Origin of the sequence: Streptomyces violaceoruber, assembly GCF_033406955.1 — a bacterium.
Lineage (GTDB): Bacteria > Actinomycetota > Actinomycetes > Streptomycetales > Streptomycetaceae > Streptomyces > Streptomyces violaceoruber.
Genome location: NZ_CP137734.1, coordinates 5,272,935 through 5,289,202, shown reverse-complemented (window position 1 = coordinate 5,289,202; position 16,268 = coordinate 5,272,935). Strand labels below are relative to the sequence as shown.

General features: G+C 71.5%; 15 protein-coding genes. 8 read left to right on the top strand and 7 right to left on the bottom strand.

Annotation, left to right across the window (positions count from 1 at the left end; all coding sequences use genetic code 11):
• Together R2E43_RS23595 and R2E43_RS23590 are read right to left on the bottom strand one after the other, a co-directional pair.
• Positions 1 to 345: a hypothetical protein gene (locus R2E43_RS23595; RefSeq protein ID WP_003975892.1), complete on the bottom strand. Its 345-nt coding sequence runs from the start codon at positions 343 to 345 to the stop codon at positions 1 to 3.
• 146 nt (positions 346 to 491) lie between these two features.
• The gene (locus R2E43_RS23590) at positions 492 to 2,837 is read right to left on the bottom strand and encodes an immune inhibitor A domain-containing protein (RefSeq protein WP_030865437.1); all 2,346 of its coding nucleotides are present in this window, start codon (positions 2,835 to 2,837) and stop codon (positions 492 to 494) included.
• 433 nt (positions 2,838 to 3,270) lie between these two features.
• On the opposite strand from R2E43_RS23590, the gene R2E43_RS23585 reads away from it, so the two are divergent.
• On the top strand, positions 3,271 to 3,570 hold the full coding sequence (locus R2E43_RS23585) for a hypothetical protein (RefSeq protein ID WP_003975890.1): 300 nt from the start codon (positions 3,271 to 3,273) through the stop codon (positions 3,568 to 3,570).
• A 13-nt stretch (positions 3,571 to 3,583) separates the two neighbouring features.
• Here the strand turns inward: R2E43_RS23585 and R2E43_RS23580 are convergent, their stop codons facing one another.
• The gene (locus tag R2E43_RS23580; RefSeq protein WP_161270058.1) at positions 3,584 to 4,237 is read right to left on the bottom strand and encodes an RDD family protein; all 654 of its coding nucleotides are present in this window, start codon (positions 4,235 to 4,237) and stop codon (positions 3,584 to 3,586) included.
• A gap of 230 nt (positions 4,238 to 4,467) precedes the next feature.
• Positions 4,468 to 6,033, bottom strand: coding sequence for an RDD family protein (locus tag R2E43_RS23575; RefSeq protein ID WP_332056537.1), 1,566 nt, complete (start codon positions 6,031 to 6,033; stop codon positions 4,468 to 4,470).
• A 245-nt stretch (positions 6,034 to 6,278) separates the two neighbouring features.
• On the opposite strand from R2E43_RS23575, the gene R2E43_RS23570 reads away from it, so the two are divergent.
• On the top strand, positions 6,279 to 6,707 hold the full coding sequence (locus tag R2E43_RS23570) for an SsgA family sporulation/cell division regulator (protein WP_003975886.1): 429 nt from the start codon (positions 6,279 to 6,281) through the stop codon (positions 6,705 to 6,707).
• Positions 6,708 to 6,720: 13 nt separating this feature from the next.
• Here the strand turns inward: R2E43_RS23570 and R2E43_RS23565 are convergent, their stop codons facing one another.
• Positions 6,721 to 8,175, bottom strand: a complete 1,455-nt coding sequence (locus tag R2E43_RS23565; RefSeq protein WP_136208586.1) for an FAD-binding oxidoreductase — start codon at positions 8,173 to 8,175, stop codon at positions 6,721 to 6,723.
• 91 nt (positions 8,176 to 8,266) lie between these two features.
• Here R2E43_RS23565 and R2E43_RS23560 point away from each other — a divergent pair, with 91 nt between their 5' ends.
• The gene (locus R2E43_RS23560) at positions 8,267 to 9,703 is read left to right on the top strand and encodes a tetratricopeptide repeat protein (RefSeq protein ID WP_332056536.1); all 1,437 of its coding nucleotides are present in this window, start codon (positions 8,267 to 8,269) and stop codon (positions 9,701 to 9,703) included.
• Between the two features lie 43 nt (positions 9,704 to 9,746).
• Here R2E43_RS23560 and hppD read toward each other — a convergent pair whose 3' ends face one another.
• Positions 9,747 to 10,892, bottom strand: a complete 1,146-nt coding sequence (gene hppD / locus R2E43_RS23555; RefSeq protein ID WP_136208587.1) for a 4-hydroxyphenylpyruvate dioxygenase — start codon at positions 10,890 to 10,892, stop codon at positions 9,747 to 9,749.
• A 125-nt stretch (positions 10,893 to 11,017) separates the two neighbouring features.
• On the opposite strand from hppD, the gene R2E43_RS23550 reads away from it, so the two are divergent.
• Positions 11,018 to 11,509 (top strand): Lrp/AsnC family transcriptional regulator, encoded by a 492-nt coding sequence (locus tag R2E43_RS23550; RefSeq protein ID WP_011028667.1) that lies wholly within the window; start codon positions 11,018 to 11,020, stop codon positions 11,507 to 11,509.
• A gap of 121 nt (positions 11,510 to 11,630) precedes the next feature.
• Here R2E43_RS23550 and R2E43_RS23545 read toward each other — a convergent pair whose 3' ends face one another.
• A complete protein-coding gene (locus R2E43_RS23545) occupies positions 11,631 to 12,281 on the bottom strand; it encodes a transposase (protein WP_319124553.1) in 651 nt (216 codons plus the stop codon).
• Positions 12,282 to 12,484: 203 nt separating this feature from the next.
• On the opposite strand from R2E43_RS23545, the gene R2E43_RS23540 reads away from it, so the two are divergent.
• From R2E43_RS23540 to R2E43_RS23525, 4 genes are read left to right on the top strand one after another with little or no spacing between them, the layout of a single operon-like run.
• A complete protein-coding gene (locus tag R2E43_RS23540; RefSeq protein WP_003975880.1) occupies positions 12,485 to 13,132 on the top strand; it encodes an ABC transporter permease in 648 nt (215 codons plus the stop codon).
• Positions 13,133 to 13,139: 7 nt separating this feature from the next.
• Entirely contained in the window at positions 13,140 to 14,414 is a 1,275-nt protein-coding gene (locus tag R2E43_RS23535; RefSeq protein WP_003975879.1) for a betaine/proline/choline family ABC transporter ATP-binding protein, read from the top strand.
• Positions 14,411 to 15,283 (top strand): ABC transporter permease, encoded by an 873-nt coding sequence (locus R2E43_RS23530; RefSeq protein WP_003975878.1) that lies wholly within the window; start codon positions 14,411 to 14,413, stop codon positions 15,281 to 15,283. Before R2E43_RS23535 ends, R2E43_RS23530 begins: the two co-directional genes overlap by 4 nt.
• Positions 15,280 to 16,248, top strand: a complete 969-nt coding sequence (locus R2E43_RS23525) for a glycine betaine ABC transporter substrate-binding protein (RefSeq protein WP_003975877.1) — start codon at positions 15,280 to 15,282, stop codon at positions 16,246 to 16,248. The genes R2E43_RS23530 and R2E43_RS23525 overlap by 4 nt, the downstream gene beginning before the upstream one ends.
• The last annotated feature ends 20 nt before the right edge of the window (positions 16,249 to 16,268 follow it).

The window sequence follows — 16,268 nt, the reverse complement described above, 5'->3', positions numbered from 1 at the left end:
CTAGGTCTGCGCGGTCGGGCGTCTGAGCAGGGCGCGGATCGGGTGCCACAGCTCCTGGACCAGGTCCGGGCCGCCCACGGCGCCCGCCACCGGTGCCGTGCGCCATATCAGGCCGTCCGGATGGTGCAGGACCGCGGTGATCTCGTCCGGGGTGGGCGGGGCCGCGTTGCCCCGCAGGTAGACGCTGCGTAGCCCCAGGTTGCGCAGCCTGGTCAGGGCGCGCGCCCGGTTCTGGGCGTGGACGAGAAAACGCACGCTGCCGGCGCTCGCCGGGGCGGGGCTGGGCAGGTTCAGTGCCACCACCACCGTGCCGTTCGGCAGCTTGCAGAAGCCTCCTGCGGCCATGCGGTCATACCCCCGAGTCAGCCTGGGTCGGTCCGGGCGCCGGGCCCGGTGTCAATAAGAGAACCACAGGACGCACCTAAACACGGATCGGCGGCGACCCGCCAGGGGGTCACCGCCGATCATGCTCTGACCTGGGCAGATGCTATTTACCTGCCCGCGGGGCCAACCTCGAGCTCGATCGTCGAGCCGTTCTTGGCCTCCTTCAGGATCTTGATCTTCGTGTTGGTGTCAGTGATCTTGACACCGCCGGTCGGGTTCGCCGGGTCGTAGTAGTCGTTCTTGCGGTCGTTGAAGACCGAGACGCCCTTGGAGCCCGGGACGTACTTCGCGACGTCCGCCTTGTGCAGCGTCATGCCGTCCGTGCGGTAGAGGCTGAACGGCGAGTCGTACGCCTGCATGCGGTTGCGCATGACCGTGCCGTCCTTCCACTTCAGCGCGGTCGGGTGCGAGTCGATCGGCAGGACCAGGCCCTTGCCCGGGTGCTGGCTGGTGTTGTTGTCCGCCTGGGAGGTGTCCCACTTCCAGATCAGCAGGCCGTTCTGGTACGCGTAGTGCTCGACCCAGTTCGGGCGCTCCGAGAAGCCGAAGTTGTACGGGCCGGTCTTCAGCGTCTTGTCGTACGACACGTACTGCCGGTTCTCGGCGATGTAGTACTGCGCGTACTCCTTGGTGAAGGAGGCGCCCTTGCGGGTGAAGCCGACCGCCGTCCAGGCGTCGTCCGCGGTCTCCGCGTTGTCCGAGAAGAGCGTCTCGCCGTCGGCCGTCACCGCGATCTCGTCGGCGGTGAAGCCCTTCATGGCCAGGCCGCCGTCGGTCTGGTAGCGGAAGCGCAGGTCGATCTTCTTGCCGGCGTAGGCGTCCAGCGGGTAGACCAGCTTGCCGTAGGCGTCCACGGTGGCGCTCAGGGCGGGCTTGTCACTGCCGTCGCGCTGGATCGGCTTCCCGTCGAAGGTGCCGTCGATCGCGGTCCAGTTGGCGCCGCCGTCGGTGGAGACCTCGGTGTAGAGGAAGTCGTAGTCGGCCTCGATGTCGTACCAGCCGTCCAGGGTGAGGGAGGCGGCCGACTTGCCGGTGAGGTCGACGCTGCGGCTCAGGGTGTTCTTGAGGTCGTTGCCGCTGCCGCTCCACCACTGGGTCTCGCCCTCGGCGGGGGTCACGATCTCGGTGGTGACCTTCTCCTTCGGCAGCTCGACGACCAGGCCCTGCTTGTGCTTGGTGTTGTACTCGGCCAGGCCCAGCTTGTGCCAGGAGTTGACGCCCGCCTTGGCGGTGTCGTAGTTCAGCCAGCCCAGTTGGAGCTTGTCCCAGGCGTTCATGTCGCCGGGCAGGTCGCCGATCTCGTTGCGGCCGGTGCCCAGCCACGAGCCGGACGACATCAGCGTCCAGAAGCCGGTGGAGTTGTCGCCGCCGGCGGTGTCGTAGTGGTCCGGCAGGCCGAGGTCGTGGCCGTACTCGTGCGCGTAGACGCCGAGTCCGCCGTTCTCCGGCTGGATGGTGTAGTCGCCGACCCAGATGCCGGTGTCGCCGATCTGGGTGCCGCCGAGCTTGTTGTCGGCGGGACCGGTGGCGCCGGCGTCGGTGCCGAAGGCGTACCAGCGGTGGGCCCAGATGGCGTCCTCGCCCTGCGCGCCGCCGCCCGCGGACTCGTCCTCGCCGGCGTGCACGATCTGGAAGTGGTCGATGTAGCCGTCGGGCTCGTTGAAGTCGCCGTCGCCGTCGAAGTCGTAGCGGTCCCACTGGTCGTACTGGGTCAGCTGGGACTTGATCTGGGCGTCGGTGCGGCCGGCCGCCTTCTGGTCGGCGATCCAGGCGGTGACGCCGTCCTGCACCGCGTACCAGGCGCAGTTGTCGGGGTCGCACTTGTTGGACCCGTAGCGGGCCTCGTTGTAGGGGACCTTGACCCAGTCGGAGACCTCGCCGTCGACCGAGTAGCGGCCGGAGGACTGCTTCTCGTAGTAGGTCTTGACCGAGTTGACGCCCTTGCCGGAACCGAAGTACAGGTCCTGGAAGTGCTCCTGGTCGTAGTCCTCCTGCCAGGCCGTGGAGTTGTCCGTCCGCCGGTTCGGCTTGGCTATCTCGTTGTGCAGCGGGCCGGCGTCGCCGCCGTAGCGGCTGTCGACCTTGTCGCCGAACTCGACCAGGATGGTGAAGATCTTGTCGGTCTTCTCCCGGCCCAGTTCGACGTACTTGGCGTCGCCCTTCTTGCTCTTCAGCTGGACGACGTTGGAGCCGTCCTTCTTCTTCACCGACGCGTTGCCGGATATGACCTGCTTGAGGGCTTCCTCACGCTGGGCGGCCTGAGTGTCGCTCAGGGGGCCCTTGAGGTCGTGGGAGCGCGTGGTCTTGTCCGGGCTGGGGTCGTGGCGGTCCACGGCCTCCGGCCGGGACGGCGAGTCCGCCTGCGCCACACCGGCCGCCGAGAACGTGGCGGCCGCCGCGGCGAATGCGACGGTGGTCGCCGCCGTTCTGAACGTCCAGGATCTTCTGGTCACTTGAGTTCCTCCCCCGCGTCCACGCGCGCGGATGGGGGACCAAGGACAGTGCATAGTCCGCGCACACGTGCTCAACGCGTGTAGTCAAGTGACGACATTTGACTAGAGGTTCCCCGGAAAAGACAGACCTTGACTTGAGCAGAACAAGTGCACTATGCGGAGCCGCCGTTCGCTTTGCGGACACCGGATCGTGACCTGAGCCCGGTACGTCGGGGCCCGGCCGGCCTCCGACGGGCGCGCGGGACCGTCCACTTCCCGGACGTCATGAATCCGTGCGCCCCCCGTGCATCGGCCGTGCCGGTTAGGTCGGGCTTAGTACCGGTTCCGCTCGGGCACACAGCGGGTTAGAGTCGCTTGGCGGAACGCCCGGAGACCGGCGGAAAGCCAGGCCGGCAACCTGTCTCACCCCCATGATTGCCTCCCCGAGGACACGATGGCCATGCCCCGTCCGACTGCCGCACAGTTCGCCTACGGTACGTGCACCGTGATCTTCTCGACACTCGCCATGCTGCTGCTGTCGCGGACGAGTTCGGGTCCCGGAGTCGCCCTCATCGCCGTCGCGGCCCTCGCCCTCGGGCTGCTGGTCGCCATGACGGTCCCCCAGCCCAGGACGCGCGCGGTGAGCGCCGTGCCGCCCCGCCGCATCGGCGTGGACCGGGAACCGGCGCGGGTGCCCGCGGCGGCCCGGGTCTCCGCGGGTGCGGGCGAGGCGACGCGCGGGCGGGCCGCCTGAGCGTCCGGGTCCGTCAGCGCGTGCTGACCACGACCGTCTTGGCCGCCTTGTCGTGCAGGCCCTGTTTGTAGGGCTTGTCGAAGAAGCTCCAGCCGCCCGCGATGATCGTCCACACGCAGGCGCAGCAGAACGCGAACGGGATCCACAGCACCAGGGCGCGGATCAGCGACGTCTGCACCGAGGGCGTCGCGCCGTTGTCCAGGTTGGCCACCCGCATCCCGAGCCACTTCTTGCCGAGGGTCTGGCCCGTCCGCGTGGTCATGTAGGTGTCGTACGCGATGTAGAGCACGGCGGCGATCACGGACTGCCCGAAGGACTTGCCGACCGAGACCTCGTCGCCGTCCACCGTGTACTCCTGGACGTTGAAGGCCCAGCTGAGCAACCAGACCACGATGCCCACGAGGATCATGTCGATGATCCGCGCGAGCGTGCGCCGCCCGCTGTCGGCGAGCGGGGGCATCCCCGCCAGCGGATCGGCGGGGTGGCCGCCACCGCCGTAAGGGCCACCGCCGTAGGGTCCGCCGCCGCCGGGCGGAGGCCCACCGTAGGGACCTCCGCCGCCGGGGGGCGGGGGACCGCCGTAAGGGCCGCCTCCGCCGGGGGGCGGGGGCGGGCTGTCGTAGGGGTTCTTCCTCAGCGGGTCGTCTTCCGGCGGTTCGCTGCTCATGTCCCGAGTGGACCTCGGGGTCCATTACGGCGCATCCGGCGAGCGTCCGTCTGGAGTAGCGACGGTTCGTTTTCGGGTGCGGGTGCGCGGGGGCTGGTCGCGCAGTTCCCCGCGCCCCTTGAGGTACGTGCACTGAACGCCCCTGAAAGGGGCGCGGGGAACTGCACGAGCAACCACGACGCAGCCGCACCCGAAAACGAACCCCCCGCTCCCCCGACCCACCCGCCGAGCTAGCCCGCGACGAACGTGTTGGCGGCCTTGTCGTGCCAGCACTGGTGCCAGGGGCGGTCGAACAGGCACCACAGGACGCCGACCACGCCGACGGCGAGGAGTCCGGGGACGCTGTAGACCAGCCAGCGGCGCAGGGCCGCGCCGAAGGCCGGCGGCTCGTGGGCCTCGATGTCCCGGACCTCGAGCCCGAGCAGCTTCTTGCCCAGGGTGCGGCCCCACTTGGCGGTCGGCAGCGCCTCGTAGACGACGCCGAAGAGCAGCAGGACCGCGAGCACGATGCCCAGGTACGTGGACGTCGTGCCGTCCAGCAGCCAGACCGTGACGGTCTCGCCGGAGAGCTTCGCCTCGTCGATCTTGTCGTTGACGTGGTCGACCGCCTTGATGCCGAGAGGTACGGCGGCGACGGCGGCTACGGCCCCGAGGACCACCGTGTCGATCAGCCGGGCGGCCAGCCGCTTGCCGAGCCCGGCGGGCCGGGCCGCGGCCTGGCGGCGGGCGGCGGCCTGGAACACGTCCTCGACCGGCGGCTTCCACGGTGCGACGGGCTGCTCGTCCCCGCCCGCCCCGGCCAGCCGGTGCACCTGCTGCGCCCAGGAGGTCTGGCCGCCGCCGGGACCGCCCGCCGCGACCGGCGCGGAGGCGGCCGGCTGCGGCGGGGGCGCCTGGTGGGGCACCGCGGGGGCGGCGGGCGTCGGAGCCTGTGCGGCGGCGGCCCGCGCGGCCGCCGCCTTGCCCGCACCGAAGCCGGGTCCGGAACCGGCACCGGCACCGGCGCCGGGCACAGGACCGGAACCGGAACCCGAGCCGGGAAGAGGACCGGGACCGGACGAAGCAGGACCGGAAGAACCGGGGCCGCCTGGGCGCGGGCCCGTGCGCGGGGTGACCGCGCGGAAGGTCATGGTGCCCTCGTCCTGCGCGGCGGCGGGCGCGGGGGCGTCCTGCCGTCCCGCCGTGGGCCGGCGGAAGACGAAGGTGTTGCCGGCCTCGGCCTCCGCCCCGCCGGGCGCGGCGCCCGCCGGGGCGTCCGGACGCGCCGTGCCGGAGGCGGCCGCGGCGTCCTGGGCGGGACGGTCACCGCCCGCCGAGCCCTCTGAGCCCGCCGCCGTGCCCGCCGTGCCGGAGCCCGCGGCCCCGGCGCGGGGGTCGCCCGCGGCACCGTCGGCGGGCGGTGCCGCCTGCCGGGCGTGCGGGACCCGCGGGTCCGCGCCCCGTGCCGCGCCCGGCCAGGCGCCGCGCCGCTCCGGGGCGTCGGCGGGACCGGACGGGGCGGAGCGGTCGGCGGTCCAGGCCGCGGCGGACTCCGGACGACTGCCGTGCTGGGACGCGGCGGCGGGCGGCGGGTCCTCGACCGGGTCCTCGTCGAAGAAGTGCGGACCGGTCTCCTCGACGGAGGGCCGCGCGCCGGGCGGGGGCGCGAGCGGCTCGCCGTCCTTGGGGGCGGGGCGGCTCGTGCCCGCCACCCAGGAGGCGCCGTTCCAGTACCGGACGTATCCGGGAATGGAGGGGTCCGGGTAATACCCCTCGCGGGGCCTGTCGTCGCCGGGGGCCGGGGTTGGGGCGCTCATGTCCGTCGTCCCGTATCTGCTCGGGGGTTGATAGAGGGGCCTCAACATCTATCAGACGGGCGCAATCCGCACCGCCGGTCCCGCCGTACCCGCCCCTTTCCGGGCAACCTCGTGCCGGGACCTTCACATCCGGGCCGAGCCCCGGTCAGGAGTGCGGAAAAAAATTCCACGAACCCGCGTAATGCTTCGGGCTCGGGCCGGTCTCTCCACGCAAGGACGTACGAGACTCGGGAGAGGAACCCGCCATGCACACCAACCCCACCGGCCCCACCGTCGTGGAACGCGAGCTGGAGCTCAGGCTCGTCCTGTCGCCCGAGAGCGGCATTCCGGTGCCGGCCCGGCTCGGCTACCACACGGACGATCCCTACGCCGTGCACATCACCTTCCACATCGACTCCGGCCACCCGGTGCACTGGACGTTCGCCCGCGACCTTCTGGTGGAGGGCGTCTTCCGGCCGTCCGGGCACGGGGACGTGCGGGTGTGGCCGTCGAAGACGGAGGGCCGCAGCGTCGTACTCGTCGCGCTGAGCAGCCCGGACGGCGACGCCCTCCTGGAGGCGCCCACGCCCCAGGTGTCGGCCTGGCTGGAGCGGACCCTGCGGGCGGTGCCGCCGGGGACCGAGGGCGCGCAGCTCGGGATCGACGACGGGCTGGCCGAGCTGCTCGCCAGGTGAGGAGCGGCAGCGGTCAGAAGAGCTTGCCCGGGTTGAGGATGCCCAGCGGGTCGAAGACCTCCTTGACGGCCCGCTGCATCTCCAGGCCCACCGGGCCGATCTCCCGCGCCAGCCACTCCTTCTTCAGGACGCCCACGCCGTGCTCGCCGGTGATGGTGCCGCCGAGTTCCAGGCCGAGCGCCATGATCTCGTCGAAGGACTCGCGGGCCCGCCGGGACTCGTCGGGGTCCTGGGCGTCGAAGCAGACGGTGGGGTGGGTGTTGCCGTCGCCCGCGTGGGCGCAGACCCCGATGGTGAGGCCGTACTTGGCGGCGACCCGGTCGATGCCCTCCAGCATGTCGCCGAGCCGGGAGCGGGGCACGCACACGTCGTCGATCATCGTGGTGCCCTTGACGGCTTCGAGGGCGGTGAGGGCCAGGCGCCTGGCCTGGAGGAGGAGTTCGGACTCGGCGGCGTCCTCGGCCGGGACCACCTGGGTGGCGCCGGCGGCCTCGCACAGGGCGCCGACGGCGGCGAGGTCGGCGGCCGGGTCGGTGGTGTCGAAGGCGGCGAGCAGGAGCGCCTCGGTGCTCTCCGGGAGGCCCATGTGGGCGAGGTCGTTGACCGCCTTGACGGTCGTACGGTCCATCAGTTCGAGGAGGGAGGGGACGTGGCCCCCTTCCATGATCCGGCAGATCGCGTCGCAGGCGGCGGACGCGGAGGCGAACTCGGCGGCCAGCACCAGCTGCTCGGGCGGCTTGGGGCGCAGCCCGAGGACCGCCTTCACCACGATGCCGAGTGAGCCCTCGGAGCCCACGAAGAGCCGGGTGAGGTCGTACCCGGCGACGCCCTTGGCGGTGCGGCGCCCGGTGGACATCAGGCGGCCGTCGGCGAGGACGACGTCGAGGCCGAGGACGTACTCGGCGGTCACCCCGTACTTGACGCAGCACAGGCCGCCGGAGGCGGTGCCGATGTTGCCGCCGATCGTGCACATCTCCCAGCTGGAGGGGTCCGGCGGGTAGTAGAGGCCGTGTTCGTTCACCGCGCGGGACAGCGTGGCGTTGACGACGCCCGGTTCGACGACGGCGACCCGGTCGACCGGGTTGATCTCCAGGATGCGGTCCATCTTCGTCAGGGAGAGGACCACGCAGCCGTCGGTGGCGTTGGCCGCGCCGGACAGACCGGTGCGGGCGCCCTGCGGGACCACCGGGACGCGCAGTGCGGTGGCGGTGCGCATGACGTGCTGGACGTCCTCCACGGTGCGCGGCAGGACGACCGCGGCGGGGGCGCCGGCCGGGCAGAAGCTCGCCATGTCGTTGGCGTAGGAGGCCGTGACGTCGGGATCGGTGAGGACGGACCCGGCGGGCAGACCGGCCAGCAGCCGGCCGACGAGGGTGCTCCGGTCGCCGAGGGGACTGCCGGGGGTGCTGTCGACCGCCGCGGCTGCGTCGTCTTCGTCGCGAGGCGCTTCGATACGGCTCATGATCACAGGCTCGCATCCACGGCCATCGGTGTGAACCCCGTCGACGGCAGCCGTCACCTGCCCGGTGTGATCGTCGTATGGGCGCACAGTGAGCGCCATGGAGGTCATGGAGAGGCTCACCCGGCGGGACCACGGCGAGGCACCGGCACCCGGGCGGCGATCGCGCCGTGGGCGCCGGGTGCTGATCGCCTCGGTCGCCGGGGCCGCCGTGCTCGGCGGGGTCCTGGTGCTGCTCCCCCGGGGGGCCGGTGACGCTCCCCCGCCCGCGCCGGGGCCCGCGGCGCTGGCGCGCGGGGCGGTCACCACCGGGGTGCCCGCCGCGCTGCCGGACCTGGCCGCGCTGATCGGCGACCGGGAGACCCATCTGCGGGCGCATCCGCTGGACGGGGCGTCGTGGGCGGTGCTCGGCGCCGCGTACGTGGAGCAGGGCCGCCGGACGGCCGACGGCGCGAACTGGCCGAAGGCCGAGAAGGCGCTGCGCACCTCGCTGCGGACGGGGCCGAAGCGCAACCCGCAGGCCCTGGAGGGGCTCGCGGCGCTGGCGGTGGCGCGGCGGGACTTCCCGGCGGCGAAGAAGTGGGGCGAGAGCGCGGTGAAGGCGGCGCCGAAGCGGTGGACGGCGCACGCGGTGCTGATCGGCGCGTACACCGGGCTCGGCGACGACAAGGGCGTGGGCCGGGCCCTGGACAAGGTGATGGAGCTGCGCCCGGGCAGCGCGGCGGTGGGAGCGCTGGCGGCGGCCGTCTACCGGGACCGGGGCTGGCGGGAGGACGCGGCGGCCCGGATCTCGGACGCGGCGGCGGCCGCCGGGGCACCGGCGGAGCGGGCGGCGTACCTGGAGCAGGCCGGACGGCTGGCGTTCGAGCGCGGGGAGCGGGAGGAGGCGCTGCGGTTCTTCCAGGAGGCGCTGCGCACCGACCCCGACCAGCGGGCCGCGCAGGCCGGGCAGGGCCGGGCGCTGGCGGCGCTGGGCCGGACGACGGAGGCCCTGTCGGCGTACCAGGCGGCGCTGGCCAAGCGGCCCAGCCCCGAGTACGCGCTGGAGCTGGGCGAGCTGTACGAGTCGCTGGGCCTCGGCCAGGCGGCGCGGGTGGAGTACGACCTGCTGCGGGAGCGGGCGCGGGGCGCGGAGGCGGCCGGGGCCGACGAGCAGTTGGTGCTGGGGCTGCTGGACGCGGACCACGGCGATCCGGCGGCGGCGGTGGAGCGGCTGCGGGTGGAGTGGGGGCGGCAGCCGGGGACGGCGGTCGCCGACGCGCTGGGCTGGGCGCTGCACCGCACCGGTGCGGACGAGGAGGCGCTGGAGTTCGCGACGATCGCGACCGACGGCGACAAGGGCGGCGGGGTGCGCAGCGCGCTGTACGTGTTCCACCGGGGGGTGATCGAGAAGGAGCTGGGGCGGTACGGGCCCGCGCGGCGGCACCTCGGGGAGGCGCTGACGATCAACCCGTACTTCTCGCCGCTGCGGGTGCCGGAGGCGAAGCGGGCGCTGGCGGAGCTGGGCGAGCCCCCGGTGGAGGGCCCGCCCGACTGAGATCGGCCTGTGCGGACTGAGATCGGCCTGTGCGGAGCCGGTGTCAGAGGTTGCCGCGCTTCTCCTGCTCGCGCTCGATCGCCTCGAACAGGGCCTTGAAGTTGCCCTTGCCGAAGCCCATGGAGCCGTGGCGCTCGATCATCTCGAAGAAGACGGTCGGGCGGTCCTGGACCGGCTTGGTGAAGATCTGCAGCAGGTAGCCGTCCTCGTCCCGGTCGACGAGGATCTTCAGCTCGCGCAGCACGTCGACGGGCACCCGGGTCTCGCCGGCCCACTCGCCGAGCGTGTCGTAGTACGAGTCGGGGGTGTCCAGGAACTCGACGCCGGCCGCCCTCATCGCCCGGACGGTCGCCACGATGTCGTTGGTGTTCAGCGCGATGTGCTGGACGCCGGCGCCGCCGTAGAACTCCAGGTACTCGTCGATCTGGGACTTCTTCTTGGCGATGGCGGGCTCGTTGATCGGGAACTTGACCTTGAGGGTTCCGTCGGCCACGACCTTCGACATCAGCGCGCTGTACTCGGTGGCGATGTCGTCGCCCACGAACTCCTTCATGTTCGTGAAGCCCATGACCTTGTTGTAGAAGCCGACCCACTCGTTCATGCGGCCGAGTTCGACGTTGCCGACGCAGTGGTCCACGGCCTGGAAGACGCGCTGCGCGGGCGGGGCGACCATCGGCTCGGCGGCGACGTAGCCGGGCAGGTACGGGCCGTCGTAGCCGGTGCGCTCGACGAGGGTGTGCCGGGTCTCGCCGTAGGTGGCGATGGCGGCGAGGACGACGGTGCCGTGCTCGTCCTTGACCTCGTGCGGCTCGGCGAGCGAGCGGGCGCCGTGCTCGACGGCGTAGGCGTGGGCGGCGCGCGCGTCCGGGACCTCGATGGCGAGGTCGACGACGCCGTCGCCGTGCTCGGCCACGTGCTGGGCCAGGAAGGTGCCCCAGTCCGTCGAGGGCTTGATCACCGAGGTGAACACGAAGCGGGCGGAGCCGCTCTCCAGGACGTAGCTCGCGGTCTCCCGGCTGCCGTTCTCCGGTCCGGAGTACGCGACCAGCTTCATGCCGAAGGCGGTGGAGTAGTAGTGCGCGGCCTGCTTGGCGTTGCCCACGGCGAAGACGACCGCGTCCATTCCCTTGACCGGGAAGGGATCGGCCTGCCGGGCGGTGTCGGGAGTGTGGTGTGTGGTCTGCGTCATAGCCGCAGGTTCTCCCCTGTTCGCAAGGTGCGCAATAGTTTGCGTTTTCAGTGGGCAACATGACCAGTGATGTGCGGGTGCGGGCGGGCGATCTGTACAGGATGACCAGCAGGGAGGGTGCGGGTATGGCGGGTGCGGGGATCGACCGGCTGGACGGGCGGATCATCGGTCTGCTGGCGCGGGAGCCGCGGATCGGGGTGCTGGAGATGTCCCGGCGGCTCGGGGTGGCGCGCGGCACCGCGCAGGCGCGGCTCGACCGGCTTCAGTCGAACGGAGTCATACGCGGCTTCGGTCCCGAAGTGGACCCGGCGGCCCTCGGCTACCCGGTCACCGCGTTCGCCACGCTGGAGATCCGGCAGGGTCAAGGAGCCGACGTACGGGCGCACTTGGCGACGGTGCCGGAAGTGCTGGAGCTGCACACCACGACCGGCACCGGGGACATGCTGTGCCGCCTGGTGGCCCGCTCCAACGCCGATCTCCAGCGGGTGATCGACCGGGTTGTCGGTTTTGATGGCATCGTCCGGGCCGCCACGGCGATCGTCATGGAGAACCCCGTTCCGCTGCGGATCATCCCGCTGGTGGAGCAGGCGGCCCAGGACAGCGGCGGACACGACTGAGACCGGTCCGACGTTCCCGGAGGTGAGCGGACGTCAACTACCTCTCCCTGAAGGGGGAGGCCTGCAGGCAGAGAGGAACGTGGTGCTGATGTTCCCCTGTGGGACCCTGCGTCCGGAACGCCTATGGCGTTCTGGGGCGGTTGACTGCGCCCCGCTGCCACGCAGCATCGGCCCGGTGGGCGATGTTGCGGGAGCCGTTGTGGTCCGCGTGCAGGACGATCCCGCAGGACCGGCACACGAACCGTGCCTGTGTCACCCGGTTGGTGCGGTGGGTGTGCCAGCACTCGGAGCACTGGCGGGAGGTGTTGCGCGGGTCCACATGGACCACGGCAACACCCGCCCGCTTGGCCTTGGTGGCGATGAGGAAGAACATGCCGTCCCGCATCACCAGGTCGGACTCGCCCTTGCGCTGCGCGAGGAGCCGCATCGCCTCCGGGGAGCAGACGAACGGGATGCCCTTGAGCCGACCCGCCACCGTCCAGACCGACACCATCTTGGTGTCCAGGTTCCAGGTCAGCATCCGGTCGTCGAACGGTTGCGCCGACGTCTCACGGAAGCGGACCGGCTTCGACTCGGCCTTGATCCGGCGCTTCGAGCCCTCGAGGCCGTAGTTCCCGGCCCGGAGGTTCGCCTTGAACGTGGCGTAGGCGTCGCACACCTTCTTCACCGTGCGCACAGCGGCCTGTGCCCCGAGATCGAAGTCAGCCTTGATCCGGTGGTACACGGCCTCTTGCAGCACGTTCCGGCGCTTGAGGTCCTTCGCGAACGCCACCTGCGAGGCCGCGTTCGCGGCCCGGTTGCAGGCACGCAGGGTCGCCGCCAGTGCGTGATCGGCGAGTCAACTCGTGGGCCTCTGCGGGCAGTCCGAGGTCAACGGCGATCCGCCCCGGCGGCGGCCCGCCGCTCCTTGCCCCGCTCCGCAGGAGCTTCGATTCCTCCCCGCCCCAAAGGACGAGGCATCCCCGAAGGAGACAGGTGAACTTCTGGGACTTCCTGGGCAGCCGCCACCAGCAGCTGCTCGCCGACGCCTACCAGCACGCCAGCGCGGTCTTCCAGTGCATGGTCGTGGCGACCCTCCTCGGGGTGCTGATCGGCGTCCTCACCTACCGCAGCGACTGGGCGGGGAACGTGGCGACCCTGTCCACGTCGGCCATCCTCACCATCCCGTCGCTGGCCATGATCGGTCTGCTCATCCCGATCCTGGGGCTCGGCGTGCCGCCGACGGTGACCGCGCTGACCCTGTACGGGCTGCTGCCGATCGTGCGCAACTCGATCGTGGGCCTGCGCGGCGTCGACCCGGCGCTGGTGGACGCCGCCAAGGGCATCGGGATGTCGCGTCCGGCCCGGCTGCTGCGGGTGGAGCTGCCGCTGGCCTGGCCGCCGATCCTGACCGGCATCCGGGTCTCCACCCAGATGCTGATGGGCATCGCGGCGATCGCCGCCTACGCCTCCGGGCCGGGCCTCGGCAACGAGATCTTCCGCGGGATCGCCTCGCTGGGCAGCAAGAACGCGCTCAACCAGGTCCTCGCGGGGACGCTCGGGATCATCGTCCTGGCCCTGCTGTTCGACGCGGCGTACGTGCTGCTGGGACGGCTGACCATTCCGAGGGGGATCCGTGTCTGAGACATCCGTGTCCGGTTCCGTTTCCGACGACGGCCGCGGCGAGGCGTCCGGCGGCACCACCGGGGCGACCATCGAGCTGGAGGCCCTCACCAAGCGCTACCCGGGCAGTCCGCAGCCCGCCGTCGAGAACGTGTCGATGGAGATCAAGGCCGGGGAGACGGTCATCTTCGTGGGCCCCTCGGGCTGCGGGAAGTCCACCACCCTGAAGATGATCAACCGGCTGATCGAGCCCAGCGGCGGCCGCATCCGCATCAACGGCGAGGACGTCACCGACATCGACCCGGTGAAGCTGCGCCGCAAGGTCGGCTACGCGATCCAGTCCTCCGGTCTCTTCCCGCACATGACCGTCGCCCAGAACATCGCGCTGGTGCCGAGGATGATCGGCTGGTCGAAGGCGCGGATCAGGGAGCGGGTGGAGGAGATGCTGGACCTGGTCGGCCTGGACGCCGGGGAGTTCCACGGCCGCTACCCGCGCCAGCTCTCCGGCGGCCAGCAGCAGCGGGTGGGCGTGGCGCGGGCGCTGGCGGCCGATCCGCCCGTGCTGCTGATGGACGAGCCGTTCGGCGCGGTCGACCCGATCACCCGGGACCACCTCCAGGACGAGCTGATCCGCCTCCAGCACGAACTGCACAAGACGATCGTCTTCGTCACCCACGACTTCGACGAGGCGATCAAGCTGGGCGACCGGATCGCCGTGCTCCGCGAGCGCTCGCACATCGCGCAGTTCGACACCCCGGAGGCGATCCTCACCAACCCGGCGGACGACTTCGTCTCCGGCTTCGTCGGCGCGGGCGCGGCCCTCAAGCGCCTGAACCTGACCCGGGTGCGGGACGTGGGCATCACGGACTACCCGACGGTGACCGTGGAGGACCCGCTCCAGGACATCTTCGACCGGCTGCGGGAGTCGGGCACCAACGAGATCCTGCTCCTGGACCGGCGCGGACGCCCCTACAAGTGGCTGCGGCGCGGCGACCTGATGCGGGCCAGGGGCTCGCTGGCGCGGGCCGGGACGCTGGTCCACGACACGGTGACCCGGGACGCGACGCTGCGGGACGCGCTGGAGGCGGTGCTCACCGACAACGCGGGGCGGGTCGCGGTCACCGGGCGGCGCGGCGCGTACGAGGGCGTCGTCGACATGGAGACGCTGATGAACTCCGTGCACGAACTGCTGGAGGCCGACCGGCTGGACGCGCTGGAGCACCAGCACGACCTGGAGGAGACCCGGGCCACGCAGACGCACACCGAGCAGGAGGGCTTCGGCGAGGTCGGAGGCCGCGCGTGAGCGGCTCCCCGCGCCCCTCCCCCGGCCGCCGCCCCGCGGGCGAGCACGAGGTCGAGGGGGTCGCCTTCCGGGACGAGGCCGGGGACGAGGAGGAGGTCGCGGCTCCCCCGCCGTCCCCGCCGGCGGCGGGCCCCCGGGTCGGCTGGCGCAAGCTGACCTTTCTGCCGGTCGTCCTGATCGCCGTACTGCTGGCGACCTGGCTGTGGTTCCGGCAGGCGGACCTGGACGCGCTCAGCCAGAACGCGCTCGGCAACGGCCAGGTCACCAAGGCCCTGTGGCAGCACGTCCAGCTGACGGTGATCTCCACCTTCTTCGTGCTGATCATCGCGATCCCGCTGGGCATCCTGCTCACCCGCAGGGCGTTCCGGAAGGCCACCCCGTTCGCGATGGCGTTCGCCAACATGGGCCAGGCGACCCCGGCGATCGGTCTGCTGGCGCTGCTGGTGATCTGGCTGGGCATCGGCCGCCGGGCCGCCCTGATCGGCATCATCGTCTACGCCGTCCTGCCCGTCCTGTCCAACACCATCGCCGGCCTGAAGGCGAACGACCCGACGCTCCTGGAGGCGGCCCGCGGCATCGGGATGTCCCCGCTGGGCGTGCTCACCCGGGTGGAACTCCCGCTGGCCGTCCCCCTGATCCTGGCCGGCGTACGCACGGCCCTCGTCCTGAACGTCGGTACGGCGACGCTGGCGACCTTCGGCGGCGGCGGTGGCCTGGGCGTGCTGATCACCACCGGGATCACCAGCCAGCGGATGCCGGTGCTGGTGCTGGGCTCGATCCTCACCGTCGCCCTGGCGCTGCTGGTGGACTGGCTGGCGTCGCTGGCCGAACTGCTGCTGCGGCCGCGGGGCCTGGAGGTGGGCACATGAGACGGCGTACCTGCTGGGCGCTGGCCGCCGCACTCCTTTCCGCCTCCGCCGGCTGCGGGCTGACCAGCGGCTCCCCGATGGTCGACGACGTGGAACCGGGCTCCATCGGCAGGGGGAAGCCGCTGGACGGGGCCGATCTCACGGTCACCTCGAAGGAGTTCACCGAACAACTGGTCCTCGGCGCGATCATGGGCATCGCCTTCGAGGCGGCCGGGGCCGAGGTGCTCGACCGCACCGGCATCCAGGGCTCGGTCGGCACCCGCGCGGCGGTCGAGAACGGTGACGCCGACGCCACGTACGAGTACACGGGCACCGCGTGGATCACCTACCTGGGCAACAGCAGGCCGATCCCCGACCCGGAGCAGCAGTGGAAGGCGGTGAAGGAGGCCGACGCGAAGAAGGGCCTGACGTGGCTGGAGCCGGCCCGCCTGAACAACACGTACGCGCTGGCGATGAACCAGGCCAACTACAAGAAGTACCGGACGAAGACCCTCTCGGAGGTCACCGCCCTGTCGAAGTCGGACCCGGGCGCGGTGACGCTGTGCGTGGAGGGCGAGTTCGCCAACCGCGCGGACGGCCTGCCGGGCCTGGAGAAGGCGTACGGCATGTCGCTGCCCGCCGGGAACATCACGCAGATGGACACCGGCATCATCTACACCCAGACCGCTAAGGGCGCCTGCACCTACGGCGAGGTGTACACCACCGACGGGCGGATCAAGTCCATGAACCTGGTGGTGATGGAGGACGACAAGAAGTTCTTCCCGAACTACAACGCGGCGCCCATGGTCCGCACGGCCACCCTGAAGAAGTGGCCGGCGATCGCGTCCGTCCTGGACCCGGTCACGAGGGCGCTGACCAACGACGTGGCGCAGACCCTGAACGCGAAGGTCGACGTGGACGGCCAGGACCCGCACCAGGTGGCGCTGGACTGGATGAAGGAGAAGGGCTTCGTGAAGGAGGGGTAGCGCCGCCGGGGCGTCGCGCT